This is a genomic window from Candidatus Zymogenaceae bacterium, from assembly GCA_016931225.1.
Taxonomy (GTDB): Bacteria; Desulfobacterota; Zymogenia; order Zymogenales; family Zymogenaceae; genus JAFGFE01.
On the sequence record JAFGFE010000009.1, the window covers coordinates 1 to 26332 of the forward strand.

At 53.2% G+C, this 26332-nt stretch carries 27 protein-coding genes and 1 tRNA gene; 23 read left to right on the top strand and 5 right to left on the bottom strand.

Features of this window, described 5'->3' with window-relative positions; all coding sequences use genetic code 11:
* Positions 1–368 precede the first annotated feature (368 nt).
* From JW885_03780 to JW885_03795, 4 genes are all read left to right on the top strand, one after another.
* Entirely contained in the window at positions 369–1763 is a 1395-nt protein-coding gene (locus tag JW885_03780; GenBank protein MBN1881272.1) for an aspartate aminotransferase family protein, read from the top strand.
* Between the two features lie 43 nt (positions 1764–1806).
* Entirely contained in the window at positions 1807–2502 is a 696-nt protein-coding gene (locus JW885_03785; GenBank protein MBN1881273.1) for an aspartate/glutamate racemase family protein, read from the top strand.
* Between the two features lie 609 nt (positions 2503–3111).
* Entirely contained in the window at positions 3112–4248 is a 1137-nt protein-coding gene (locus tag JW885_03790; protein ID MBN1881274.1) for a thiolase family protein, read from the top strand.
* A gap of 333 nt (positions 4249–4581) precedes the next feature.
* A complete protein-coding gene (locus JW885_03795) occupies positions 4582–6558 on the top strand; it encodes an AIPR family protein (protein ID MBN1881275.1) in 1977 nt (658 codons plus the stop codon).
* Positions 6559–6673: 115 nt separating this feature from the next.
* On the opposite strand, the gene JW885_03800 is transcribed toward JW885_03795, so the two are convergent.
* The 4 genes from JW885_03800 to JW885_03815 all read right to left on the bottom strand — a co-directional run bounded on the left by JW885_03800 (position 6674) and on the right by JW885_03815 (position 10462).
* Positions 6674–7333 carry an LUD domain-containing protein gene (locus JW885_03800; GenBank protein ID MBN1881276.1) on the bottom strand — a complete coding sequence of 220 codons (660 nt, stop codon included), beginning with the start codon at positions 7331–7333 and terminating at the stop codon, positions 6674–6676.
* The gene (locus JW885_03805) at positions 7330–8787 is read right to left on the bottom strand and encodes a lactate utilization protein (GenBank protein MBN1881277.1); all 1458 of its coding nucleotides are present in this window, start codon (positions 8785–8787) and stop codon (positions 7330–7332) included. The genes JW885_03800 and JW885_03805 overlap by 4 nt, the downstream gene beginning before the upstream one ends.
* On the bottom strand, positions 8784–9542 hold the full coding sequence (locus tag JW885_03810) for a (Fe-S)-binding protein (protein ID MBN1881278.1): 759 nt from the start codon (positions 9540–9542) through the stop codon (positions 8784–8786). The genes JW885_03805 and JW885_03810 overlap by 4 nt, the downstream gene beginning before the upstream one ends.
* Before the next feature lie 116 nt (positions 9543–9658).
* A complete protein-coding gene (locus tag JW885_03815; protein MBN1881279.1) occupies positions 9659–10462 on the bottom strand; it encodes a class I SAM-dependent methyltransferase in 804 nt (267 codons plus the stop codon).
* A 489-nt stretch (positions 10463–10951) separates the two neighbouring features.
* Between JW885_03815 and JW885_03820 the strand changes: the two genes are divergently transcribed.
* From JW885_03820 to JW885_03845, 6 genes are all read left to right on the top strand, one after another.
* Positions 10952–12643: an NAD(P)/FAD-dependent oxidoreductase gene (locus JW885_03820; protein ID MBN1881280.1), complete on the top strand. Its 1692-nt coding sequence runs from the start codon at positions 10952–10954 to the stop codon at positions 12641–12643.
* Positions 12640–12906 (top strand): 4Fe-4S binding protein, encoded by a 267-nt coding sequence (locus JW885_03825; protein ID MBN1881281.1) that lies wholly within the window; start codon positions 12640–12642, stop codon positions 12904–12906. The genes JW885_03820 and JW885_03825 overlap by 4 nt, the downstream gene beginning before the upstream one ends.
* Positions 12864–14057 carry an MBL fold metallo-hydrolase gene (locus tag JW885_03830; GenBank protein MBN1881282.1) on the top strand — a complete coding sequence of 398 codons (1194 nt, stop codon included), beginning with the start codon at positions 12864–12866 and terminating at the stop codon, positions 14055–14057. Before JW885_03825 ends, JW885_03830 begins: the two co-directional genes overlap by 43 nt.
* Before the next feature lie 40 nt (positions 14058–14097).
* Positions 14098–14640 (top strand): flavodoxin domain-containing protein, encoded by a 543-nt coding sequence (locus tag JW885_03835; protein ID MBN1881283.1) that lies wholly within the window; start codon positions 14098–14100, stop codon positions 14638–14640.
* Positions 14641–15062: 422 nt separating this feature from the next.
* A complete protein-coding gene (locus JW885_03840) occupies positions 15063–15638 on the top strand; it encodes a VOC family protein (GenBank protein ID MBN1881284.1) in 576 nt (191 codons plus the stop codon).
* Positions 15639–15713: 75 nt separating this feature from the next.
* Positions 15714–15789, top strand: a tRNA-Ala gene (locus tag JW885_03845).
* A 231-nt stretch (positions 15790–16020) separates the two neighbouring features.
* Here JW885_03845 and JW885_03850 read toward each other — a convergent pair.
* Positions 16021–17508 (bottom strand): CoA-binding protein, encoded by a 1488-nt coding sequence (locus tag JW885_03850; GenBank protein ID MBN1881285.1) that lies wholly within the window; start codon positions 17506–17508, stop codon positions 16021–16023.
* Between the two features lie 328 nt (positions 17509–17836).
* On the opposite strand from JW885_03850, the gene JW885_03855 reads away from it, so the two are divergent.
* The 13 genes from JW885_03855 (at position 17837) to JW885_03915 (ending at position 26327) form a co-directional block, all read left to right on the top strand.
* Entirely contained in the window at positions 17837–18052 is a 216-nt protein-coding gene (locus tag JW885_03855) for a 4Fe-4S dicluster domain-containing protein (protein ID MBN1881286.1), read from the top strand.
* Positions 17973–19118, top strand: coding sequence for a 3-methyl-2-oxobutanoate dehydrogenase subunit VorB (locus JW885_03860; protein MBN1881287.1), 1146 nt, complete (start codon positions 17973–17975; stop codon positions 19116–19118). Before JW885_03855 ends, JW885_03860 begins: the two co-directional genes overlap by 80 nt.
* 41 nt (positions 19119–19159) lie before the next feature.
* Positions 19160–19888, top strand: a complete 729-nt coding sequence (locus JW885_03865) for a 2-oxoglutarate oxidoreductase (protein ID MBN1881288.1) — start codon at positions 19160–19162, stop codon at positions 19886–19888.
* Positions 19878–20408 carry a 2-oxoacid:acceptor oxidoreductase family protein gene (locus tag JW885_03870; protein ID MBN1881289.1) on the top strand — a complete coding sequence of 177 codons (531 nt, stop codon included), beginning with the start codon at positions 19878–19880 and terminating at the stop codon, positions 20406–20408. The genes JW885_03865 and JW885_03870 overlap by 11 nt, the downstream gene beginning before the upstream one ends.
* A gap of 13 nt (positions 20409–20421) precedes the next feature.
* Positions 20422–20868, top strand: coding sequence for an ACT domain-containing protein (locus JW885_03875; GenBank protein ID MBN1881290.1), 447 nt, complete (start codon positions 20422–20424; stop codon positions 20866–20868).
* 88 nt (positions 20869–20956) lie between these two features.
* Entirely contained in the window at positions 20957–21559 is a 603-nt protein-coding gene (locus JW885_03880) for a YIP1 family protein (protein ID MBN1881291.1), read from the top strand.
* Between the two features lie 78 nt (positions 21560–21637).
* On the top strand, positions 21638–22315 hold the full coding sequence (locus tag JW885_03885; protein ID MBN1881292.1) for a DUF4013 domain-containing protein: 678 nt from the start codon (positions 21638–21640) through the stop codon (positions 22313–22315).
* An 82-nt stretch (positions 22316–22397) separates the two neighbouring features.
* Positions 22398–23729, top strand: a complete 1332-nt coding sequence (gene ffh / locus JW885_03890; protein MBN1881293.1) for a signal recognition particle protein — start codon at positions 22398–22400, stop codon at positions 23727–23729.
* Between the two features lie 24 nt (positions 23730–23753).
* Positions 23754–24029 carry a 30S ribosomal protein S16 gene (gene rpsP / locus JW885_03895; GenBank protein MBN1881294.1) on the top strand — a complete coding sequence of 92 codons (276 nt, stop codon included), beginning with the start codon at positions 23754–23756 and terminating at the stop codon, positions 24027–24029.
* A 36-nt stretch (positions 24030–24065) separates the two neighbouring features.
* Complete coding sequence (locus tag JW885_03900) at positions 24066–24296, top strand: KH domain-containing protein (protein MBN1881295.1); 231 nt, start codon at positions 24066–24068, stop codon at positions 24294–24296.
* Position 24297: 1 nt separating this feature from the next.
* Positions 24298–24822 carry a 16S rRNA processing protein RimM gene (gene rimM, locus JW885_03905; protein ID MBN1881296.1) on the top strand — a complete coding sequence of 175 codons (525 nt, stop codon included), beginning with the start codon at positions 24298–24300 and terminating at the stop codon, positions 24820–24822.
* A complete protein-coding gene (trmD, locus tag JW885_03910) occupies positions 24812–25561 on the top strand; it encodes a tRNA (guanosine(37)-N1)-methyltransferase TrmD (GenBank protein ID MBN1881297.1) in 750 nt (249 codons plus the stop codon). Before rimM ends, trmD begins: the two co-directional genes overlap by 11 nt.
* A 190-nt stretch (positions 25562–25751) precedes the next feature.
* Complete coding sequence (locus tag JW885_03915; protein MBN1881298.1) at positions 25752–26327, top strand: RNA methyltransferase; 576 nt, start codon at positions 25752–25754, stop codon at positions 26325–26327.
* Positions 26328–26332: the final 5 nt, after the last annotated feature.

Genomic DNA, 26332 nt, shown 5'->3' on the forward strand with positions numbered 1-26332 from the left:
GGGAAGGGGAGAGCGAAGGGAAGGGGAGAGCGAAGGGAAGGGGAGAGCGAAGGGAAGGGGAGAGCGAAGGGAAGGGAAAGGATGGGGGATCGCTCGTGGTTGGGTTGGATGGTGAGGGGCGGGAGTGCGGGTGATCGAGTTTTTGAGGGACGGGATGTGTCCGGTGTTTCTCTTTCCACCGCCGGATCGGCGGGCGAAGCGTTAAAAATGAATACGAGACAAACGAAACCGGAGCGGCGTTGCAAACGCAATGTCTTTCCGGTTTTTTACATGGATGCTTGCAACATATTGCCTCAGATACGCTTTCATGATACAAGGATACTTGCGAAACTGTGAGAAGGTATCCAAGCGGGATTTAAGGATTACATATGCCGAATACGCTGCAGAAGAAAATGTTTCATGAAATGGAGCAAAAAGATATTTTCAGACAGGCTCAATCCTACGCCTTCGACTATGCCGATGCCGTCCGCGGGCGCACGGTCTTTCCAACGCCCGACGCACTGGCCGGTTTGAACGAGTTCGTCGAACCGCTTCCCGAATCTCCGGGAGACGCCGCTTTGATAATTGAGATACTGAATCGATACGGAACGCCGGCAAGCGTTGCACAGACGGGCGGCAGGTATTTCGGTTTCGTCAACGGAGGCGTGATCCCCGCCTCTCTCGCGGCGCGATGGCTGTCGGATTTCTGGGACCAGAACACCGCACTCTCTGTCATGTCGCCCGTCGCCTCGAAGCTCGAGGAAGTATGCGAATCGTGGCTGAGAGAGCTCTTTAGTCTCCCCACGGAGAGTGTCGCCGGATTTGTCAGCGGCACCTCGTCGGCCATATTCTGCGGCCTGGCGGCTGCGCGGTATCGGATCTTTCTAAACAACGGCTGGGACATCAATACGAAGGGATTTTACGGCGCACCGAGGCTCAGGGTTGTCGCCGGGCGCCAGGCTCACGGATCGGTGATCAAAGGGATCGCCCTCCTTGGCTTCGGCACGGACAATATTGAATGGGTCGAGACCGATGCACAGGGGAGGATGATACCGTTCGAAATTCCCGAGCTTGATGAAAGCACGATACTGATACTGCAGGCCGGTAATGTGAGCTCGGGGGCGTTCGATCCGTTTGATGAAATTTGTGAAAAAGCGAGTTCGGTGAAAGCGTGGGTTCACATCGACGGCGCGTTCGGTCTCTGGGCGGCGGCATCGGATAGGTTGAGCCATCTGACCAAGGGGATGGAAAAGGCGGATTCATTTTCCGTGGACGGACATAAAACACTCAACACGCCGTATGACAGCGGTATTGTGCTGTGCAGCGATAGAGACGCCTTGACGCACTCGCTGCACGCATCGGGGTCCTATATCGCGTACAGTGAAAACAGGGACGGGATGCTCTACACGCAGGAGATGTCCAGGCGGGCGAGGGTGGTTGAGCTGTGGGCGGCCCTGAAATATCTTGGAAGAGAGGGTGTCGACGAGCTTGTATTCGGTCTTCACAGCAGGGCGCTGCAGATGGCAAAGGAGTTGAAAGCCGAAGATTTTCAGATTTTAAATGATGTGGTTTTTAACCAGGTGCTTGTGTCATGTGACAACGATGCCGTTACCGAACAGACAATGCGGTATATTCAGGAGTCGGGTGAATGCTGGGTAGGCGGAGCCGTGTGGGACGGCAAAAAGGTTATCCGAATAAGTGTCTGTTCATGGGCGACTACCGAGGATGATATTACCCGCTCGGTTGGAGCGTTTGTCGCGGCACGAAAAAAAGCTGTTCAGTAATGATGCACATGATATAGAATCCGATATGGGAAAGGAGGAAGCCATGCACAAGACCATCGGCATACTGGGAGGATTGTCTCCCGAGTCGACGGTGGTGTACTACGAGACCATCGTCACAGAATACCGCGATCGGTTCGGGGATCAGCACTATCCTGAAATCATCATGTACAGCGTGGATTTCGACGAATATACCGAATGGTTCGTCGCCGGGAAGTGGGAAGATGCGGGGAGGAACATGGCCGAGAAATTCGAGCACATGCGTGCCGCCGGGGCGGATTTCGGCCTCATCGCCTCAAACACACCCCACCGGGCGTTGGATACGATCACGGCGAATACGACGCTTCCGATCCTCTCCATCGTCGCGGTAACGGCCGATGCGGTGAAGAAGGCGAAGGTGAAGACGGTGGGGTTATTGGGAACGCGCTTTACCATGCAGGAGGAATTCTATCGCCGGGGACTGGAGGACGCGGGGATTGCTGCGCTGATACCCGAGGGGGAGGATCTCGACCGGGTGCATGAGATCATCTACACGGAGCTGGTGAGACACATCATTACCGACGAAAGCCGTACCGAATACCTTCACATCATCGATCGCCTCATCGAGCGGGGAGCCGGGGGAATCATCCTTGGTTGTACCGAGATACCACTCCTGATAAAGCCGGGAGATCTTTCCGTCCCGGTGTTCGACACCACCGCCATCCACGCCGAGGCGGCGCTGGAGAGGGCGGTAAAAAAATAATAGGGAAAATTAAATAAAATTGCTTGACAATTGATATTTACGCTTGGTAAGTTAATATTGAAATATATTTTAATATGCAATAGTAGTTTGGCTCAAGGGTGAAAAAAAGAGGAGAAGGAATATCGGAATCCAAGCGGAGCAGTTACAGAGGAGACGTCGGAACACCATATCATTCCCGCCGATATGGAGCATGCCGGTCACATCTCTGTTCGGTGCGTGTATGACAGAGACATGAGATACAGTGAGGCACGCCACAGTTTCTTCTTATGTATCGCCCGGAGCTGTAGACCTTCACATTAAAAAAATGAGGAGCCTTTTATCGTTTGAAAGACCGATTCATCGCCCCCCTCAATTTGATAACACCTTCAAGAACGAGACAACAGTCGACCAGGCGTGGAAGACGTTGGGGCTTTTCCGGAGGAAAAAGTAGCGTCACCGTTCAGAACGGACGATGTACGGGGGGCGGCCCATAATGGGCCGCCCCCCGTTGTATTCAGCACGGAAAAAAAGCCCGATGACCGCATAGTCGGATGAAGGAGAAAACGCGTATTTCGAAAGACATGTTGCGGTTCTATTTCACGTGGAATAACACAGACTAAGGAGGATGCGATGGAAAAGGTTGGCGTAGTCGGAGTGGGACAGACCACATTTGAGCGGTGTAAAGAGGATACCTTCGATGAGCTGGTTTTTGAAGTAGTGACGAAGGCACTCGCCGATGCCGGCGGAGAGATCGGCGATATCGACAACGTCATCACCGTCTCTAACGACTTCTGGGACGGCAGGGACGTTTCGTGCATGGCTGTCCAGGACGCCGCGGGAGGTTGGGACAAGGACATCTCCACCGTGGAGGGTGACGCCACGTTTGGCGTGCTCTACGGCATGATACGGGCCATGTCCGACGCCTACGAGACAACCCTGATCGTAAGCCACATCAAAGGATCCGAGGGGGTGATGAACCTGATCACCAACGCGATGTTCGATCCGATCTATCAGCGTTCACTGGGCATCGACGCCACATCATCCGCGGCGCTCCAGGCCCGGATGTATATGGAGAAGGCAAAGGCGACCCAGGAGGATGTCGCCCTTGTCTCGGTGAAGAATCATAAAAACGCCATGAACAATCCCTACGCCCAGCTTCCGATGGAGATCAGTGTTGCCGACGTGATGAAGTCGAAGATGCTTGCCGATCCCCTGAAGGTGTTGGATTGCTCGCCCATCAGCGACGGCGCAGCTGCGGTGATTCTGGCCACGGAGAAGGGCGCCAAGCGATTCAAGAAGAGCCCGGTCTGGATCAGGGGCGTGGGGCATATGTCCGACTCTTATACCCTGGGATACCGAGACCTGACGAACCCCCGGGCTCTGGATGCGGCGGCAAAAAAGGCCTACAAGATGGCCGGTGTCAAGAATCCCCTGAAGGACCTGGACGTGGTCGAGCTGTACGACGCCTATTCATACATGGAGCCGCTGTGGTATGAGGGGTTGGGTCTTGCAAAGGAGGGCAAGGGTGTGGAGCTGTTGAAGTCAGGCAGCACCGCCATGGACGGTGAGCTTCCGGTCAACCCGTCGGGCGGTGTCATCTCGGCCCACCCGGTTATCGTGGCGGGCATGGTCCGGGTCATCGAGTCTGTTCTGCAGCTCCGGGGGGAGGCGAAGAAGCGTCAGGTAAAGGGCGCCAAGACCGCCCTGGCCCACGGCATCAACGGCGCCTGCGGTCAGTCTCACTGCGTGTTTGTCATGGGCGTGTAGGGGTAGCCGAGGCTGAAGGGGGGCGCCGCTTCCCATAGGGTGGGTGATACTACTGTCAGTTTATTATATATATATGTTTAATAGACGTCATTGTAGGCGGGTGGCGGTGTCCCCATTTAATCGGGATACCGCCTTTTTTAACATCGGAAGAGTTCTCAATCGAACCCCCCCTCCACGTCGGCCCCGCCCGCTAGTCGTCCGCTGCGATGGGTGGCCTGGGATGTGATAAAGATGATTACGTATAAATTCCTTGACATTTGACATTTATATCCTATAAGTATATTTGTGAAAATTCTATTGATGTATAGTGAAAAATAGTAAATAGGGAAAATTATGATAGACAAGATATTAGAAGCTTATCTTGACAATTTCAAGGAGGATTATAATTTGAGCGGGTTGGAAATCCCGGTCGCGTTTGAGCATTTTGTTAACCATTGTATTATAACAAAAGATTATCCAGGGAATTATGATTTTGAAGAAATCGCGGTAGGGGGCACACATGATATATCGATAGATGGTTTGGCAATAATGGTAAATGATCATCTCGTGTTTTCAGAAGAAGACATAGACTATTTTAAAGATGAATTCAATAGATTTGATATAAAATTCATTTTTATACAATCAAAACTAGGTAGGAAGTTCGAAAGCTCAGAAATGGGACAATTTCTATATGGTGTAAAGTGTTTTTTTGAAGATGAGTCGAGTAGTAATGAGAATGTTGAAATAGGAAAACGAAGGGAATTGAAAGACTATATTTATAAGAATGCAATTCACATGGACAAACCACCGGAATGTTTATTATATTACGTTACAACTGGAAAATGGGTGGATGAGCAAGTTCTTATAGACAGGATTAAAAGGGGGGTGCAGGATCTTAAATCAACTAAACTTTTTCAAGAAGATGAAGTAAAATTTATTCCAATAGATGCTGAGAAATTAAGTAAAATTTATCGTGAGTTGAATCTTAAGGTTAAAGAAGAAGTACTTTTTGAGAAACATACTACTTTACCGGAAATGGATAAGGTAGAGGTTGCATATATTGGTATTTTACCTGCAAAAGAATATCTGAAATTGATTTGTGATAAGGAGGGATCATTACAGCGATCGATATTTTATGATAATGTGAGAGATTTTCAAGGACGTAATCATGTAAATAAAGAAATTGAAGAAACCTTAAGGGATGGTACACAAAATGATAAATTTGCATTATTGAATAATGGAATTACTATTGTTGCTAAATCCATCAATCCAGTAGGGGATAGATTCACCATAAAGGATTATCAGGTAGTAAACGGCTGTCAAACGAGTCATATTCTTTATAATAACAAGGATATTATAAATGAGAAAATTTATATACCAGTCAAATTAGTTGTCACAGATGATCCTGATGTGACGAATGAAGTAATCAAGGCAACAAATCGGCAAACTGAGGTAAGGCTTGAAGCGTTTGAGTCTTTGAAAGAGTTTCAAAAGAAGCTTGAGGAATTCTATAATACTTTTGGAAAAGATAAAAAGCCTAGATTATATTATGAAAGAAGATCTAAGCAATATGGTCAATTGAAGATCCCTAAAAAATACATTGTAACCTTAACCACACAAGTAAAAAGTTTTTTAGCAATGTTCTTAAATGAACCACACAGTACACATAAATATTATGGTGAGCTGATAAGATCAAATCAAAACAAATTATTTCTTGATAATCACTCATTATATCCATATTATATTAGCAGCTACACACTTATCACATTAGAAAGTTTTTTTAGCGACAAAGCCATTGACAATAATTATAAAAAATTTAAATATCAAATGATAATGTTGTTTAGGTTCAAAACTGAACCTTTTATTGTACCTCACCTGAATAATTTAAATAAAATCGACAAATATTGTGATCAAATCCTAAAAACACTTTTTGATAGAAAGAAAACATTGAAAATATTTAAAGAGACTACTTCAATAATTGATGAAGTGTTGCAGAAAAAGAAAATAACTAAGAAAATAACTGTAAAAAAGGCTTCCAGGCTTAAGGCATTTACAAACGAATTAATAGAGTATTGTCTCGGCGATGATGAATATTCCTCTGAGAAGATATTGCCAGCAACAGTTGACAGAGTAAGTGGAACAGTAAAGAACTATAGTGATATTAAAGGTCATGGATTTATTGAAACAGATACAAACAAAAACGTGTATGTTCATTCAAGCGATTTAGAGAAGTCAGGAATAGAAGGATTGGTTAAAGGACAAAAAGTTATATTTACTATAGTAAAAAATGACAGAGGGTATAGAGCGATAGATTTATCTATGGTACAATAACTAAAAACATTTTAATAATTTGTAATGGAAATCGCCCCGTATGGGACGGTCTTAAAAATCGATTATCTCACTCTATTCCGTGAGGCCCTTTTTGGCCCCCCCTTTCAGCTCCCCCTCACTCCACAATCACCACCGCCAGCTTTCCCGGGCCATGGATGCCCCGGACGGGGGTGAGGGCGATGTCCGCCGTCATGCTGGGGCCGGTGACAAGGCTCATGGCCCGAGGAGAGTGGCCGTCCGCCGCCATGCGCTCGAAAAGCGCCTCGGTATGGGGAAGCATGTTCTTCGCCTCCAGGACGGCCACGTGGATGAACGGGACCAGGGAGGTGAGCCTTCCTTTGCTTTCTCCGAAGATCATCGCCAGGGTGCCGGTTTCTGCAATCCCATATTGCGCCGTAGTCACGCCCGCGTCGCACGTGATGCACGCCTCCCGGTGGGCGGCGGCGTCGATGGGGCCGGAGGTGACATCCAGCTTCGCCGTCTTCAGCGCCTCCGGTATGCCCAGGGAGGCCAGCGGCTCCTCGTCCGCTACCAAGACGCTTTTCGCCCCCAGCTCATTCAGGGCTTCAACAACAGCGGCCGCTGCCTCCTTTTTTCCGGACGCCCGCTTGAGGATGCCGGTGGTGAGGGCCAGCTTTTCGCCGAAGGAGGCGATCATCGTCTCCGGGTCCGGGAAGGAGGGGGTAACCGGGATTCTTTCTTTCGGCTCTATGGCTCTGGACGGGGCGGATCTGAGTCTTTTCAGTATTGAATCGCGGATCGATGTGTCTGTCATGTTGTGCTCCTTTCCTCGCCGTCCGTTTTTCTCTCGACGGCATCCCGCCAGTGATCCCGGAAGGTTTTGCTCGGCGGCTCGGGCAGGTCCCGTACTTCAGTGAATCCCCGGCCGGGCTCCGGAAGCCGTGTAAGCTTTCCGTTGGACACGAAGGGCTTGATCGCCAGGCGAAAGAGGCGGCTCCCCAGCCGGTAGCGGCCGTTGCCTTTCAACCCCCATGACCATATGGACATGATCAGGCGTTCTGTGAGGGGCGGTTTTTTCCCGCCGAAGGTTTTGTCTCCAAACGCCCGTCGCTCCCGATGCTTTAGAAGCAGCTTCGGGTGGTCGATGCCTGCGGGACAGACCGATTTGCAGGTGCCGCAGAGTGACGTGGCGAAATAGAGGTCCTTTGCCCGGTCTTCACCCACCAGCAGCGGATTGAGCACCGCCCCGATGGGGCCGGAATAGACCCAGCCGTAGGCATAGCCCCCCACCTTCGTCCACACGGGACACGAATTCAGGCACGACCCGCACTTGATGCACTGGAGGACCTCCCGGAATTCCGGGTCCGCGTAGATCTTCGACCGGCCGCCGTCCACGATGACGAGAAACACCTCCTCGGGACCGTCGATGTCATCGGGCCGCTTTGGGCCGTTGATGAGCGAGATATAGCTGGAGATGGCTTGGCCGGTGCAGCTTCGGGTCAGGAGCCTGAGCATATGGAGGGCGTCGTTCATGGTCGGGACGACCTTCTCAATCCCCATGACCGCCACGTGGGTTTTCGGTGCGGAGGTGGAATAGCGGATGTTCCCCTCGTTTTCCACCAGGACGATCGTCCCGGTCTCGGCCACCGCCATATTCACCCCGGTGATCCCCATCTGGGCCGAGAGAAACTTATGTCGTAAAAAATCTCTCGCCTGCATGGTCAGCTCGTTCAGGTCCATGGTCCGCTCGACGCCCATCACCTTCACGAAGAGATCGGCGATCTCATCGGTTGTGATGTTCACCGCGGGCCCCACGATGTGGAAGGGGGTGCGCTTCGCCTGCTGGACGATGAACTCCCCCAGGTCCGTCTCGAAGGTGTCGATGCCGGAGGCAATCAGCTCCGCGTTCAGCCCCATTTCTTCCGTGAGCATCGATTTTCCCTTGGTGATCATATTCACGCCCCGCTCTTTCGCGAGCTTCAGGACGATTTCTTTCGCGTCGTCATAGTCTTCGGCCCACAGCACCGTCACGCCGTTTTTCGTGATATTTTCCTCGAATTGGGCGAGGAGCTCCGGCATCCGGGCGATGGCGTTCGTACGGATGGCGGCCCCGGTATCCAGGGCGGCCCGGGCGTCCGGCAGCGTGGACATGGCGTAGTCCCTCAGACCCTTGAACAGCACCGGGAGCCGGGAGAGCACCTCCCGCTGGGACTCGTTGGCCAGGCCCTCTTTTGCTTTTTCTACGAATCGTTCCGTTTCTATCTTCATGACGCCGCCTCCTTTCCCATCGTACCGCTCTCTGTGGCCAGGACCTGGGCCAGGTGCAGCACCTTCAGGGGGAGACCCTGTTTTTCGACGTATCCCCGTATATTCAGAATACAGCCCGGCTCTGCCAGTACCAGGTACTCGGCGCCGGTGGCCACGGCCTTATTGACCTTGTCCTCCACCATGGCGCCGGATATCTCCGGATAGTTGGCGGAGAACTCGCCGCCGAATCCGCAGCAGACATCCATGTCGGGAAGAAAAAGCATCTGGGCCCCCGGCACCGCGTCCATCAGGGCGATCGGCTCGGCCATGATGCCCAGCCCCCTGACGATATGACAGGAGTGGTGATAGGCGACGCTGCCCGTAAAGCCGCTCCCTGTGTCGGTGACGCCCAGGACGTTGACGAGGTAGTCGGACAGCTCGTACACCCGTCCCGCCAGCTCCAGGGCCTTCTTTTTGTATTCGCCCTCGAGAAGCTCGGGATAGTGTCGGGTGACCGTGTAGACGCATGAGCCGGAAGGGGCCACCACGGCGCTGTCTTTTGAGGCGTCGTAAAAGATGTCGATAAATCTTTGGGCAAGGGTCCGTGCCTTGTCGGTACGGCCGGCGTTTATCATCGGCTGACCGCAGCAGGTCTGTCTCGGATCGTAAGACACAGAAACGCCCAGTCTCCGAAGGAGCCGGGCGGTATCGGTGCCGATATCGGGCAGAAATTGATCGACAAGACAGGGGATGAAGAGCGCAACGTGTGTATTCATGGTGCATCCCGTGAGAAGTATTGAATTGTCATCATTACAATAAAAAAAATATCACGAAAAGTCAAGGGAATTCAGAAAAGCGATTTTAGGTAAAAAACGGAACAGATGAAGAGACACTACATTCCCGTCGTTCTGGCGCGAAACATGGTGTAGATGAACCAGGCGTAGTAATCGGATCGGTGATAGATACACCGATCCGAATCTGGATCGATGAGGGTTCGATAAAGAAGCCTATCCTGTTCTGAGAGGTCGTTGGGATCGGTGCCCCACCGCATGAAAAACAGCGAGTCGAGGGCCCGCTCCTCCATGTCATTTTGGGGCGGATGGATTTCCCCCAGGAAGGAACGTACGAGGATATCCTCAAGGCCCATCGTTTCAAGCCGCCCCTTCAATCGCAGAAAGTGAAGGGAGGGCGAAAGGCCGTCCCGAAAGGGCGCAATACCCTGGGCTGTTGTGTTCAGGTGCGCTTCCAGGACGGGATGGCCCGGCAGCAGCATTTGTGACGTCCACGCCGCCAGCGCCAGCATCCCGCCGGGTCTGACGACCCTGACGAGCTCGGTGATCATGTCGTGCGCGCTTTCCGGCATCATCCCGACGCAGTCGACGCTCACCGCCGAATCGATTGCGGCGTCGGAAAAGGGGAGCCGCATCAGGTTTCCCCGTATGTATGATGTGTTTTCCTTGTCAAGTCGGTTTCGGGCGCAGCGAAGTGAGTCGATGTCATAATCGACTCCGAGAACATATCCGTGTCGTCCGGCCGCGTGCGCCAGAAAGGACATATTGCTGCCGATGCCGCAGCCCGCGTCAAGACCGACGCCGCCCGGAGAAATCTCCAGTGAGTCGATCATCCGGCCCATGACCTCTCCGCGGAAAAGATCGGTAAGCTCCAGCATCTCGATTTTCGTGTATGGTCTATTCATCTGTTTAGGATTGTAAAACCGGCAGCGCGGTTACCGCACCGCATTCGTGCAGCCACACCTCTTTCCTGTGGGTGGAGCGAAGGCGTGCATGATTCCCGGATGCCCCGAGAGAATCCCGACGATGGGCGCATATTTCCCGTTCATCATGGACATCTCACAAATTTTGTAAAAAAAACATGCGTATCGTCGGCTCCTTGCCTCATTGAAACGATGATCATATCGGATGAGATCTTCCCCTGACGACGATGGTGCATTGTAGCAGAGAAGCTCGCGAACAATCCAGCAAAAAGGGCGGCGGTGGTCTGGGAAGCGGCGGGCTCGGAGTGAACGCCGGGGACGGGAAAATCGATCACCATATATGATATCTCCTGAGTTATGGGGATGAAACCAAAACGATCGCTTTACACCTCTGGTTGATAATGATATGGTAAGCACCATATCTTATTTCTCTTATCTTGTGTTTTATCATTCAATGGGCTTTGTCATTCAATGGACTGTACTCTACGGGAATCGTACGATGTGGTGGTGGTCGGCGCCGGATTCGGCGGAACGGCGGCGGCCCATCATACCGCCCGCCACGGGCTTTCTACCCTGGTGATCGAGCGCGCCGAGAACATCGGCGAAAAGATCATCTCCGGCCTGACCATACCGATCTACGGATTTCTTTTCGGTCCCGGCTTCATCAGGGACGGCACACCGCCCATAGAACGTCCGGTGGACGGCATCATCAACTACATCGTCACCGATATCGACCGGGAGGAAATCGTCATCGACGATACCCTTCGATTCCCGAAGCCTTTCGCCCCGATATTTTCCTTCGGGTATAACGCCTACTGCGCCGACTTCTGCCAGTGGCAGGCCGACGAGGCAGTCCGGGTGGGGGCGGAGGTCGTCACAAAAACGGTGGTGAGTGATCTTATTATCGAGGGCGGATCGGTTCGGGGAGTGGTGCTGGAGGACGGGAGGAACATTGCGGCGAAGATCGTCATCAACGCCGAGGGCTCCCAGGGGCTTCTGTCGGTAAAGGCGGGCATACGAAAAAAATATCCCCCCCGGGTCATCTCCCTGGCCGATACCTATGACTACACGATGAAAAAAGGGGATGTGGACCGGATCTTCGGCCACTCCATCCGGTTTTTGTGGGCCTGGGATGAACAGAACATGGCGCCCCCCCTCGGATACGGAAACGGGTTGATGGTCTGGCCCTACGGCGAGAGCCTGCACTTTATGCAGGATCAGTGCCTGGCGATGGACGACGGCACGGTGCAGAATCTGAAAAAGAGGTTCGAGACCTATCATAAAAACGTCGTCGAAAAGCTCCCCTGGTGGCGGGACGATGTCGAGGCAAAGGCCGAGCTTCGGGCGCATACCTGGCAGTGTTTCGAGATATTCGTGGGGCTTGACGACGAACTTCGGGCGATGCCCCTTTCCACCGGCGGCATGCTCCTTGTGGGAGACGCGGGGGGGCTGGAGAGTACGGAACTGTGCGACGGGGTGCCCGCGGCCTGGTTCTCCGCGGAGATAGCGGGACGGGTGGCCCGGGAGGCGATTGAGGCCGGTGACGTATCGGAAGATTTCCTCTCCCGGTACGACCGGGAGATCAGGAATCACCCGATCATCGCCTGGTCCATCACCGCCCCTCATCGATATCTGCTCCGCAACGCCCAGCAAGATCATGATCTCGGTTCATTAAGGAAATATGTCCACGCGGGATGGGGCTTCGGAGCTTTGGCCCACACCGTTTCTCCTCTTTTCCGGGTGTTTCTTTCCGCAATCAGGCAAGATCCCCGGGTGCTCACCTCATGGGTGCGGATGTTCTTCCGAAACTATCGTCACTGGCACCATTCGTATTCAGACGATGTCTCGAGTTGCGGGGACGAGGTGATCCGTCCGGGAGACCGGAGCGTTGGAGAATATATATTTATATTCCTGATGTGGTGGTCGGACCTCGTCTTAACGGTATTTTGGCCCGTTTTGTGGACGATGTCATACCTATTCGTCCCGTTTGCTTTCCTCATGAAGGCGATTGCGGGATTCATGGTCTGGCTGTATGAGCCGCTGTACGTGCGCCTGCTCGGCCGGCTGGATACGAGCGCCGTCGGAATGACCGAGGCCCTTATCCGCTTTACCGTGAAAGCCCGTGCCGCCACCTTCGGGGCGAAAAAGAGGAGGGAGCCTTGAGGACCACGGATACATTTCCCGGTGTGCGCTGGGTGGGGGAACCGGAACTATTTATACGGATTGATCCCAAAAAATGCACCGGCTGCGGGGGGTGCCTCAAGGTGTGTCTCGCCGGCTGCTTTGAGATCGTGGAAAAAACCGCCCGGGTCCGCTCCCTTGAATGGTGCATGGAATGTTCGGCGTGCTGGTATGTCTGCCCGCAGGACGCAGTGGAATTTTCATGGCCGAAGGGGGGAAGCGGATTTCATACCCGCTTCGGGTAATCGTGCGCACGGAGACGTTGAATACGAACGAGACGACGGTCGGTTCCGCCGTACATCTTGACAGAAGGCGGTTTCTGATCCGGGGACTTGCCCTCTCCGGCGGGGTGCTGGTCGATGCGGGGTCGTGTGGAGGATACATGAAGCGAGCGGATTTTCAGAATGCCCAGGAACAGGCGCGGCTCGCCGCGCGGGAACTGTCGCTTGTGGAGATCGCCGAGGGGAGGCTGCACCATTACAACGGCCGGTTCGTCAATCCCATCGGCCTGGGCGGCGCGGTGGGAATTCCACGCCTCGTGAAGTGGCGGTTTTTTTCAAAAAACGAATTCAAGCAGTACTACGACCAGGAGCCGACCGTGGAGGTCTCGGTGGACTGGCGTCTGGTGATGATGGAGAAGAATCCGTCGATCACATTCATCCGCCACGCCATGCTCTTTATCCGCATCGGCGAAAAAAACCTCCTGGTGGACCCGGTCTTTTCCACCATCATCGGGGTGCACGACGATTTTTCGCCCCTGGCCTTTTCCCCCGCCGAGATGCCAAAACCCGACTGCGTGCTCATCACCCACGGTCACTTCGACCATTTGGATATAGCATCCCTGTCTCTATTGAATGACGACACGCACGTCGTCAGTCCCCTGGGATATGATGATCTCTACGACCGGGCAGGTCTGAGAAATCGCACCCATCTGGACTGGTTCGAGTCATACCGCGATGGTGATGTGACGATCACCTTTCTCCCCTGCGACCACTGGACCATGCGAAACCCGATCGTCGGCCCGAATACCGGCCTGTGGGGGTCGTTCGTCATCGAATGCGACGGCGGGCCGACGTTGTATCTTTCCGGGGACACCGCCTATTTCGACCGCATCGGTGAAATCGGCGACATGTTCGATATCGACCTGGCCGTTTTCAACCTGGGGGCCTATGAGCCCCGCTGGTTCATGTCCACCAGTCACATAAACCCGGAAGACACCGTGACGGCCTTCCGACAACTCGGGGCAAAACGATTGATGGTGGCGCACTGGGTGACGTTTCGCCTGGGGGATGAGCCGGTGCATTTTCCCCCGAAGAATATTCTCCGGGAGATGGAGCGGCAGGGATTGGAGGAGAGATTCGTATCCCTCAACCACGGCGAGAGCTATTTCTTTTGACCGTAATTTACAATCGAAACGGAAAAAAGAGAGGTGACGGATGAAACAGGTGCTGATCGTATATGCAACCCAGACCGGAAACACGAAAAAGCTGGCCGACGCAATCAACGGTGCCGCGAAGGAGCACGAGGTGACGATTATGCCCGTTGACGAGGCGGACCCGGCGAAGGCCGGGGAGTATGATGTTGTGTTCGTCGGCACCCCCATTCACGCCGGGGGACTCTCCGCCCAGGCGAAGGAGTTTCTCGAAGGCCTCCCGGAGGGGGGGGATGTGACGCTTGCGGGGTTCGTCACCCACTCGTCGTCCGCCTTCCGGCCGGAGGGCTTTCGTCGGGGGCTGGAGACGTTTGATGAGGTCTCGAAAACCAAGAAGATCGACTGTCTGGGGGTGTTCGACTGCCAGGGAAAGCTCGCCCCGGAGCTTCACGATTTTGTCAAGCAGAACCTGGGCGTATCGGACGAGGAGTTCGCACGGATAATGGCCGAGACGGACCCGCATCCCGACGATGCGGACCTGAAGGCGGCGGCCGAGTTTGCGGTAATGATCCTCAACCAAGTCGGCAGGGGCCGACAGCCGTTATAGTGGTGGAGTGAGACGACTGGGGTGTGCCGACAGAGTCGGGTGCCATTATAGCGGTGGAGTGATGTGATTGGGGTGTGAATAAGCGAAGGGGGCGAAGGATACTATTGGGGAGAGGACAAGAGGTCCGCTTTTCCGCCTCATGTGCTTAAGTCCACCACTATTGAGGAAGACAGCACTGCAGGATCGGCAGGGGCCGACAGTCGTTATAGTGGTGGAGTGAGACGACATGAGTGCGCCGACAGGGTCGGCTGCCAAGATAGAGGTAGATTAAAGTGACTGAGGTGTTGAGGGGTGACGGTGGAGGTGTGGGGTGAGGAAGTCAAGGAGACCGGCAGGGTGAAGTCAGGAAATCCGAATTACCGCCCCATGTGCTCCAGACCACCACTATCTGACATACCCATCGGATAAACAAGGAGTCTGTCATGAAAAATATTCCGAAAAATGTGGCGAGGGTGCTCAGGCTCCCTCGGCTCAATCAACTGGGCATCGTGGTCAGAGACATGGACCGGGCGATCGAATACTTTTCCCGGACATTCGGGCTGGGACCATGGTTTCGGGCGGGCCTGGCGGACGAGGAGCATTACCGAGGCGGGACGGAGCGCGTCAGCTATGAACTCGATCTGGTAATGGCGTTTTCCGGGGGCGTCATGTTCGAGTTGATCAGCCACCTGAAGGGGGATCGAAACCTCTACCTTGAGCATCTGGAGAAGCACGGGGAGGGGCTTCACCACCTCGGATTTTTTGTCAAGGATTTCGACCGGCGCATGGAGGCGGTTCGGGAGGCGGGTATCGGCGTGTTACAATCGGGCATCATCAAGAGCACCGGGAAGGGAGGGGGATCCGAGACGAAATACGCCTATCTTGACACCGTCGAGACCGGGGGGATTATCTTCGAGTATATCCAGACGAAATTCGTGGGCATAACAATTAAGATGTCTCGACCCTGGTTCGAGATGGGGGCGCTGACCGGAGATCTGGAAAAAATCAGCATAAGATGATATACTTATGCCGAAATGATGCAATTGGGTGTTGACAAGCGCGTCGGTAGGTGCTACAAAGGGAATCCATTTTATGGGGATGTAGCTCAGTTGGGAGAGCGCAGCGTTCGCAACGCTGAGGTCGTGGGTTCGAATCCCATCATCTCCACCATGTTACAATCCGGCCGGTCGTCCGGCCGACATCCGGGGGCGGATACACTTCGTTGAGAAGGGTGAATCACCGTGGGCGGTTTATCGTCCTCTGAGGATTCATGTGAATCGGCGGTGAGTATCACGCCCCCCGTTATTTCCACACACAGCTTACTGCGCGAAAAAAATCGGGGACGACCAAATCGTCCCCGATTGATTGAGTCATGCAATAAACTCCCCGTCCGACTCCCCGCTACTCCTCGATTCCGTGACCCTTCAAAAACATGTGGTAATTATACATGGCGACCAGTGATTGCACCGCCTTTTCCGGTGTGGTGTATACCACCTCGGAGTAGCCGGCTTTTAATCTCAAGCTCGCGCGACGACGCCCGGAATAGAGCGAGACGTTGATGATCGGTTTTTTCAGCTGGTTCATCAGTTCGTTGAAGCGGGTCAGGATGTCCTGCTCGGTCTGCTGGTATCTCTCCTGGGTCTGTCTGACGTAATATTCGATATTGTCCATGTCCGACGCGGCGGCGGATGAGAGAAATGTTCGTACGCCGACGTTGGAGACGCCGATCATTCCCAGGCAGATGACCGCATCTACATTTTTGGACTCTGCCACTACCTGCACCGCCTCGATGTATACGTCGGGGAGTATTTGGCCCACCAGGTCGATGGGATTGCTGCGGCTCCAGAAGGGCGGCAGCAGCTTGTCGAGCCGTTCGATCACCGAGTTATCGAGGGTCGCCAGGCGCAGGCCCTGTTCCACCAGGGCGTCCGTGGTCAAAACGCCCCAGCCGCCGCCCAGGGTGACAATGCCCACCCTGTCTCCCTTCGGGAGCGGCAGGTTATCGAACGCCATGGAGAGGTCATATAGGTCCGACGCGCTTTTCGCCTCGATGATGCCGGACTGGCGAAACACGGAGGTCATGACCGTGCTGTCCCCCGCCATGGAGCCGGTATGTGAATGGGCCGCCTTCCCTCCCGCGTCGGTACGGCCTCCCTTCAAGGCGATGATCGGTTTTTTCAGTGTCGCCTTTTTTGCGGCCTCGAGAAAGTGGATGCCGTCGTCCACGCCTTCCAGATAGAGCATGATCACCCGTGTGTCCTTGTCCTGGGCCAAGTAATCGATATAATGCTCCTTGGCGACACAGGCCTCGTTTCCGGACCCCACCATTTTACTGATGCCCACACTATTGTTCTCCGCCCATTCCAGCATCTGGATCCCCAGGTTACCGCTCTGGGTGACGAACGAGATCGTGCCTTTTCTGGGGAACATGGGTGAGCCGACGGTGAAGAGTCTCTTTTGCGTGCAGAGAGCCCCCATCGTATTGGGTCCCACCATGGGGATGCCGGCCTTGTTTACCATGTCCGTCAACTGTTCCTCAAGATTTTCACCCTCATCGCCGGTCTCCGAAAAGCCGGAGGTGATAATCATCAGGCTTCTCACCTTTTTTTCTATGCACTCTTTGACCACGTCAAGGACGGCCGATGCGGGTGTGGCAACCACCGCCAGGTCCACCTTTCCGGGAACGTCGCCGATTTTTTTGTAGACGTTCCTGCCGAAAATCTTCTCCTCTTTTGGGTTAATGGGAAATACCTGTCCCATATATCCGCCGACGATGAGATGGGCGGTGATGAATGATCCCCATTTGTTGAAATTGTTGCTGGCCCCGATAATAGCCACCGATTCAGGATAAAAGATAGCATCGAGGTTGCTTTTGAAGTCCGTTTCCATAATGTTTGCCTCCGAGTTGAATACTCCTTGGAAATTGCATAGGTGTCAATAGCAACATGTGTTGCCATTATAATACCCGGATACTATAAAGAGCAAGTAAAATTCTTCATTGAAGTGCTATACATTGAAATGCCCCCGCTGAATCATTCGCCGCCGTTCGATATACCCATGGGGCCGGACGTCTGTCCCTCTCGGAACACATCGATGGAGGGGAGGAGGGGGGCTGATGCGATGTCTTATCCATTGGAAAGGGAAAATAGCTTGACATTATTTTAAGCATTGCACTATAATATACTATTTACACTGGGGAAATTGTAGCGTGAAAGCGATGATTGAAATCGACAGAGAGGTATGCAAGGGATGCCTCTACTGTGTTGAAACATGTCCCAAGCAGATGATAGTGATTGATGAGAAGCTTAACGCCAAGGGATATTACCCGGTACGATTTGACGATGGCGACAGGAATGAATGCACCGGATGCAGCATGTGCGCCGTCATATGTCCCGAGGCCGCCATCGAGGTATATCGTGAGTCAAAAAAGTAATTTGAAACTAATGCGCGGCAATACTGTTGTGGGTGAAGCCGCGGTACGGGCGGGGTGCACCTGTTACTTCGGGTATCCGATCACTCCCCAGAATCAGCTGCCCGAATACATGTCCCGGCGGCTGACAGAGGTGGAGGGCGGCATCTTCATCCAGTCCGAAAGCGAACTGTCGGCGATAAATATGGTACTGGGAGCCAGCGTCGCCGGAGCCAGGGTTATGACGTCCTCATCCAGCCCGGGCATCAGCCTCAAGCAGGAAGGCATCTCGTTTCTGTGTGGGTGTGAGCTTCCGGCGGTGATCGTCAACATGGTACGCGGCGGGCCGGGGCTGGGAAATATCTCTCCCGCCCAGTCGGACTATTTCCAGGCGACCCGGGGCGGCGGACACGGCGATTATCGGGTTGTGGTACTGGCGCCGGCTTCATGCCAGGAAGTCGCCGACCTGACTATGGAGGCGTTTGATATCGCAGATTATTATCGAAATCCGGTTTTGATCCTTGCCGACGGCATGCTGGGACAGATGATGGAGCCGGTGACGTTCGAAAATTACTCTCCCCGAGAGATACCGGAAAAGGACTATATTCTCGACGGCGCCAAGAACAGGCCGTCCCGCATAAACCGTTCCCTTATCCTCAATCCCCAGATGATGGAGGAACACAATTGGAAGCTGGTGCGCAAGTACAAGACCATCGAGCGTAACGAAACCAGGTATGAAGAATTCATGATGGACGATGCGAAGCTTGCGGTTGTGGCCTATGGAACGGCGGCGCGCATTGCAAAGGGGGCCGTCAAGCGGGCCAGGAGCGACGGGATGAGGGTGGGGCTCATTAGGCCGATTTCGCTGTGGCCGTTCCCTTCCGATATCATCCGAAAACGGGCGAGCAAAACGGATCTTTTTTTCGTCTTCGAGATGAGCACCGGCCAGATGGTCGATGACGTGCGCCTTGCCCTTGAGGGGCGATCGGAAGTCTACTTTCACGGAAGGCCCGGCGGGATTATTTCAACGCCGGTGGAGGTGCTGCGGATTATCTCAAGACAATATTACCAAAAGGAGTTGGGAAAGTGAAAAAGGTCTACGAACGCCCGAAGCTCCTCAAGGACGCCATCATGCACTATTGCCCCGGTTGTGGGCACAGCATCGTCACCAAGCTCATCGCCGAGGTCATCGAGGAGATGAACATGGCCGACCGAACGGTGTGCATACCCCCGGCGGGGTGCGCCGTGCTGACATATAATTATCTCGATGTCGATACAAGCGAAGCCGCCCACGGCAGGGCGTGCGCGGTGGCGACGGGCATCAAGCGGGTACTGCCGGACCGCCTGGTGTTTACCTATCAGGGAGACGGCGACATGGCGGCCATCGGCACCGCCGAGACAATCCATGCCGCGAACCGGGGCGAATGCTTCACGACGATATTTATGAACAACGCTGTGTACGGTATGACCGGCGGACAGATGGCCCCCACCACCCTGGTGGGACAGAAAACGACGACCTCACCCTTCGGCCGCTCGGTTCAAAAAGAGGGGTCGCCCATACCCATCAGTGAAATGATCGCCATCCTGAACGGTGCGGTCTACATCGAGCGCACCACCGTCACCTCGGTCGCCGCCGTACGAAACACAAAACGAGCCATCAAGAAAGCGTTTACCGTCCAGATGGATAAACTCGGCTTCACGCTGGTGGAGGTGCTTTCGCCCTGTCCCACAAACTGGAAAATGACCCCCCTGAAGGCCTGCACGTGGATCGAAGAGGAAATGACAGGCACCTACCCCCTGGGAGTTTTGAAGGATGAAACGGCTGGGGCGCCGGGTCGGGAGGCAGCCAATGCAGATTAAGACGATTCTTTCGGGCTTCGGCGGCCAGGGTGTCTTGATGATGGGATATGCCTTTGCCGTGGCCGCCATGTGGGAAGACAAGCATGTCACCTACATGCCGTCATACGGCGCCGAGGTTCGCGGAGGTACGGCGAACTGCACCGTGGCGATTTCCAACGACGAGATCGCCTCTCCCATCGCGTCGTCGCCTGAGTTCATCGTGGTTATGAACAAGCCCTCTCTTAAGATGTTTCAGAATCGACTTCAACCCGGAGGAGTGCTTTTTATCAATTCCACGATGATAGACGAATCTCCGTCCCGGGGAGATATCGAATTGGTAACCGTTGATGCCGGGAGAATTGCCGAAGATATTGGAGATATGCGAGCCGCGAACATGGTAATGCTGGGCTCGTTTGTTAAAAAAACCAACATGGTCAAGCTGAGCACGGTGATCGACAGTCTGGGTGAGATTTTTGACGGGAAGAAAAAGGTTGTGGAGGTAAACACGCAGGCGCTGGAGATCGGCTATAGCAGCGTATGAGGTACATGCACGTATGACAAATAATGAGATGCAAATCAAGCAGATTTCAGTGGTAGTGGAAAATGTACCGGGGAAGCTCTCGCGGCTTTCCACCATTCTGGGGGGAGAGGGAATAAATATCCGGGCCATTTCCGTTGCGGATACGTCCGATCTGACCACCATCAGGATGATTGTGGACGATCCGGCCAAGGCAATTATGGTGATGGAAAGCAAGGGATATGAGGTGAGAAAGCGGGATGTCCTGGCGGTGGAGACGCCCGATCATCCGGGGGGACTCAACGCCGTGCTCAAGCATCTCAGCGATGCGGATGTCAATGTCCTGTATTTGTATCCGTATATCGGTCGTGTCGGGGACAATGCCATCCTGATCGTCGGCGTGGATAAGATCGATGATGCCATCGATATCATGAAGAGAAACTGGGTGCCCCTGATTTCAGAGAAGAAACTTTCTACACTATAATGTGCTTCTTTATGCTATAATCAACCCGGTTTGCATCCGTGTATAGTGATTTACACTTAGGGGATGATACACATAGTTTGAGGGACATATGGATGTTATTGAACGGGTACGGGGACTCGTGACCGGGCCGGAGGCGCTTTTCGAGACTCTCAGGGAGAGCGATCGGCTCGAACAGGAGACTCTCATCTTTGTCTGTATCGCGGCTCTGATTCCGTTTTTTGCCTCGCTTTTCGGTCAGAGCATCGTGGGATACGGCATCGGACAGTGGGGGCGTTTTCGGCTTCCGTTCGGATACGCACTCCTTTCCGGAATCCTGCGGTATTTTCTTACCGTCGGTATGGTGTTTGCGGGCGGATGTATCATTATGTATATTGCACCCAAGTTCGACGCGACAGCAGATTACGGAAAAGCGCTGCTTTGCGCATCGTACGGATATCTTCCGTTTTTTCTGGGGGGGATTTTCCTGTTCATTCCGGCGGCCAGCATTTTAACCTTTATTACGGCTTTAGGTGGAATATACATACTCTATCTGTCGCTTCCAATCGTAACGGGCAATCCCGAAGAGCGAACGGCCGTATATACGCTGACCGGCTCTCTCGCTCTGGCGCTCCTGTTGATAATCGTAATGATGATTGTGGCTCGTATTAATTATGTGTTCATGGTAACGTCCATGGACAAGTTATTCCTGTAATTAAATAATACCACCAGAGAAAGTTCGGTTTTCACCTCTGTTGAAAGTTTGGCCCTTGTTGCCGGTTGAAGGAACCTCATGAGAAAGCTCTTGTCCTCTATCATCTATCCCGTGAACGGGAAACAACCGACGCTGAGATATCTGATACTCTGTGCCGTGAATCTTATACCCATTGTGGGAACGATTGTGGCATGTGGGTATATATCCGAAAGCATGCGTATATCCATGAACGGTAAAAATGAGACGCCGCCCTGGGATCGGATACTCGACCTGGGCATCGGCGGCCTGAAGTTTCTTGGTGTCCTGGCGGTGTATGCCGTCACGTTTATGGTTCCCTTTCTCATCGCCTCTTTTTTTATCTTCGTCATTCGCACACCCTGGTCGGATTATGTCGGTTTTTTCTTTCTATTGATTACGGCCATATTGACGCTTACCTGGGCGTTTATTATTCCTATGGCCCTGTTTCATATGCATCGGGAGAACGGATCGTTTGGTTCCGTGCTTAACTATTCGCTGGTGTTGATTCGTATACGCGAAAACATGACATCCTATATCGGTTTGACACTCATATTCTGGTTTTTTTGTTTGGTGGGAGCGGTCCTGTCGTTGTTCTTCATCACGCTGCCGTATGGGTTCCTGCTGGTGATTTTTCCGGTCATGTACCTGCTGTTGTTCGCCTCACGCCTCTTTGGGACCATGGGAATTCCGGATAATTCACATATTATCGGGTCGGACGGTGTTACCGGGTACGAGTAAGGATGATTGTAAACATTTCTTGACAAAAGAGTGTCAGTGATATATAAAAAACTTTACATATATGTAGTATAGATTTACTATCGTGTTTGAAACTATTTCAGATAAATTCGCCTCCATTTTTTCAAAGATACGGGGAACCGCCAAGCTTTCGGAGGAAAACATTTCCCAGGCGATTCGGGAGATTCGCATGGCGCTCCTGGAGGCGGACGTCAATTACAAGGTCGTCAAGGATTTTGTAGGTCACGTCAAGGAACGCTCGCTGGGCGAAGAGGTGACCGGCAGGATCACGCCGGGCCAGCAGTTTATCAAGATCGTTCACGACGAAATGGTCGATCTTCTGGGTGGCACCGAGAAGGGCATAAGCCTTATCGGGGCGACTCCGGCCGTGGTGATGCTGTCGGGACTCATGGGCTCGGGCAAAACCACAACCGCCGGCAAGCTCGGCCATTACCTGAAAAAGGGCGGACGGAAAGTCCTGATGGTTGCCGCGGACACCCAGCGTCCGGCGGCCCGAGAACAATTGATGAGCCTGGGCGAGCGAATTGGAATAGACGTATACAGCACGAAGGAGGTCAGCGATCCGGTCAAGATATGTCAGGATGCCAGGAGCCATGCGGCGACGAACGGGTACGATGTGGTCATCCTGGATACGGCCGGCAGGCTCCATGTGGATCAGGAGCTGATGGATGAGCTGGTAACCATCAAGCGGGCGGTGAATCCGGGCGAAATTCTGCTGGTGGCGGACTCTATGTCCGGCCAGGATGCGGTAAACGCAGCGGAAGAGTTCAACGCGGCGCTGGATCTATCCGGTGTTGTGTTGACCAAGCTTGATGGCGACGCCCGGGGCGGGGCCGCCCTTTCCATCAAAGCGGTCACCGATCGGCCCATCAAGTTCGTGGGCGTTGGTGAAAAGCACGATGATTTTATCGCATTCGATCCTGCCCGTATGGCGGGAAGAATCCTGGGTATGGGTGATGTGGTATCACTGGTGGAAAAGGCCCAGGAGGTTGTTGATGAAAAGAAGGCCCGGGAGCTGGAGAAGAAGCTCAGAAAGGGCGCCTTTTCCCTGGATGATTTCCTCGATCAAATCAAAAGCATCAAGAAGATGGGCTCCCTGGAGGGATTGATGGGAATGATTCCGGGAATGAAAGGCCTGCCGGGTGGAGTGAATTTCACCCAGGCCGAATCCGAATTGAAGAAGATAGAGGCGATCATCAACTCCATGACAAAGAAGGAACGGGATAATCATACGATTATCAACGGAAGCCGCAGAAAGCGCATTGCCAGAGGAAGCGGTACGCGAGTTGAAGATGTCAACCGTTTGCTGAAACGATACAGTACCATGAAGAAGATGATGAAGAAAGTTTCAAAAGGTGGATTGAAAGGTATTTCCAGAGGAAACATACCATTTTAGAGATGCAAGGAGGTGAAGAGAATTATGCCTGTTCGAATTAGACTGCAAAGGGCCGGAGCGAAGAAGAAACCGTTTTATCGAATTGTTGTAGTGGACAGTGAATCTCCGCGAGACGGCAGATTTCTTGAGATTGTTGGAACATATAATCCTTTGACGGATCCCGCACAAGTGACGCTGAAAGAGGAAAGGATTCTTGAGTGGATGAAGAACGGGGCCAAGAGCAGCCATACCGTCAAACAGATTTTCAGGCGACATGGAATCACTCAAAACAGTATCAAAAACAATGATGCGGTTCAATAAAGCCTTAACAGCATATTTTTCGGGAGGTGGTGAGTCATGAAAGAGCTCATTAAGTATATAGCTCAGGCCCTGGTTGATAATCCTGATGAGGTGCAGGTTACAGAGGTGGAGGGAGAACAGACATCGGTTATCGAGCTCAAGGTTGCCAAGGAAGATCTCGGTAAGGTTATTGGAAAGCAGGGAAGAACCGCTCGGGCGATGCGGACGATTCTTTCAGCGGCTTCGACGAAAGTGCGTAAGAGAGCTGTACTTGAGATAATTGAGTAAGATGGGCGAAGAGATTATCCTGGGGGAGATCGTTAAGCCCCACGGCATAAAGGGCGCGGTCAAGGTAAAGAGTCATGCCGAGTCACCCGAGATTTTTCTCGAATCGTCACAACTCACGCTTCGGCACCAAGATGGAACCAGACGGGATATCACCGTCAACCGGGGCGGAGGCATGGGCAACCGGCTTATATTAAAACTTGACGGGATTGATACCCGGGAGGATGCAGAGGCATTGATCGGCTTTTCGATCGTTATCAACTCGGATGATCTGCCCGAAACCGAACAAGACGAGTATTATTGGCATGATCTTATAGACATGGAGGTGCTGGACAGCAGAGGAAGACAGTACGGATATATCAAGAGGATTTTGCCGACCGGTTCCAACGATGTATATATCGCCATCGACGACACAGGCAGAGAAACACTAATACCCGCAACACACGATGCGGTGTTGGATGTTTCAATTGCTCAGAAGAGGATGATCATCGATCCGACGGCGCTGTCGGATGACACCAATGCGAATTGATATTATCACTCTTTTTCCGGATTTTTTTGTATCCCCGCTGAAAACAGGCGTGCTGAAAAGAGCCATTGATGCGGGGATTGTATATATACATGTTGTCGATATCAGGCGTTTTACCGTCACCAAACATCGTATCGCCGATGATTATCCCTTTGGGGGCGGTGCCGGCATGGTCATGAAGCCGGAGCCGATCATGCGGGCCATTAGGCATTTGGGGAAGGGCGGCCTTCGTCCACGGACCGTTCTTCTGACGCCCCAGGGACGTACCTTCGACCAAAAAACGGCCCTTCGCCTTTCGAAATACTATCGTCTGGCTTTTTTATGCGGCAGGTACGAGGGTGTGGATGAACGGGTGGTAGCCCGATATGTGGACGAGGAAATATCCATCGGCGATTACATCCTCTCCGGGGGGGAAACGGCGGCACTGGTGGTTATCGAGGCGCTGGCGAGACTCCTTCCGGGCGTTGTGGGTAACACCGAGTCGGTAGATACGGATACGTTCTCGGGATCGTTCCTCAAATATCCACAGTATACCAGACCTCAGGAATATCTGGGTATGCCCGTGCCCGAGGTGCTGTTGAGCGGCAATCACAAGAGCATCGACGAGTGGAGAAAAAGAAGAGCCGCCGAGAGAACCATCGAGAGACGCCCGGATCTTCTTGATGACGATACCCTGACAGACGAGGAAAAGAAAATCATCGCCCGCATTTCCCGCCGACCGGGGGGCGATACTAAGCGGTAATGAAAGGATGGGCGGACGTGGGATCGCTTGGAGGACGGCGTGCGGGGCATGTGAGGGTGATGTTCGTCTTATTACACGGTCAAAGCGGATATCGTTACGAACCTGAAATAATTTCATTGCGGGGTTGACAAAACCCTTATAAATTTCATATATTCTGATACGTACAGGTTTCGGGCGCTGGAGACATCGGGTGGGAGACCTCTATATCGGGCTGGTCCATTATCCGGTAAAAAACAAACGGGGCGATATTGTCGCCTCGGCGGTTACGAACCTGGATATTCATGATATCGCCCGGATCGCCAAGACATACAACGTCGCGGGATTCTACATCATCCAGCCGATGCCGTCCCAAAAACGGCTTGTGGCATGGATCATCTCTCACTGGACCGAGGGGTACGGCGGCGAGTATAATCCGATCAGGGCCGAGGCCTTCGACCTCATCAGTCTGGTCGATGCCATTGATGACGCGATCGCGGCGATCGGGGAGGAGGCGGGACGTCCTCCGCTGGTGGTCGGAACCTGGGCGGGCTATTCCGGGACGGCCATCGATTACGAGAGGATGGGCGCCATTATTAAAAGCGGGGTGGAGCCTGTGCTGATACTGTTGGGCACCGGTTTCGGGATGGCCGACGAAGTGGAAGAGGTTTGTACGTATATTCTTGAGCCGATACACGGAAACGGCGGTTACAACCACCTCTCGGTGCGTGCCGCCGCAGCAATCATACTGGATAGACTCAGAGGAGTAACACAAACGGATCGAAGATGACAAGG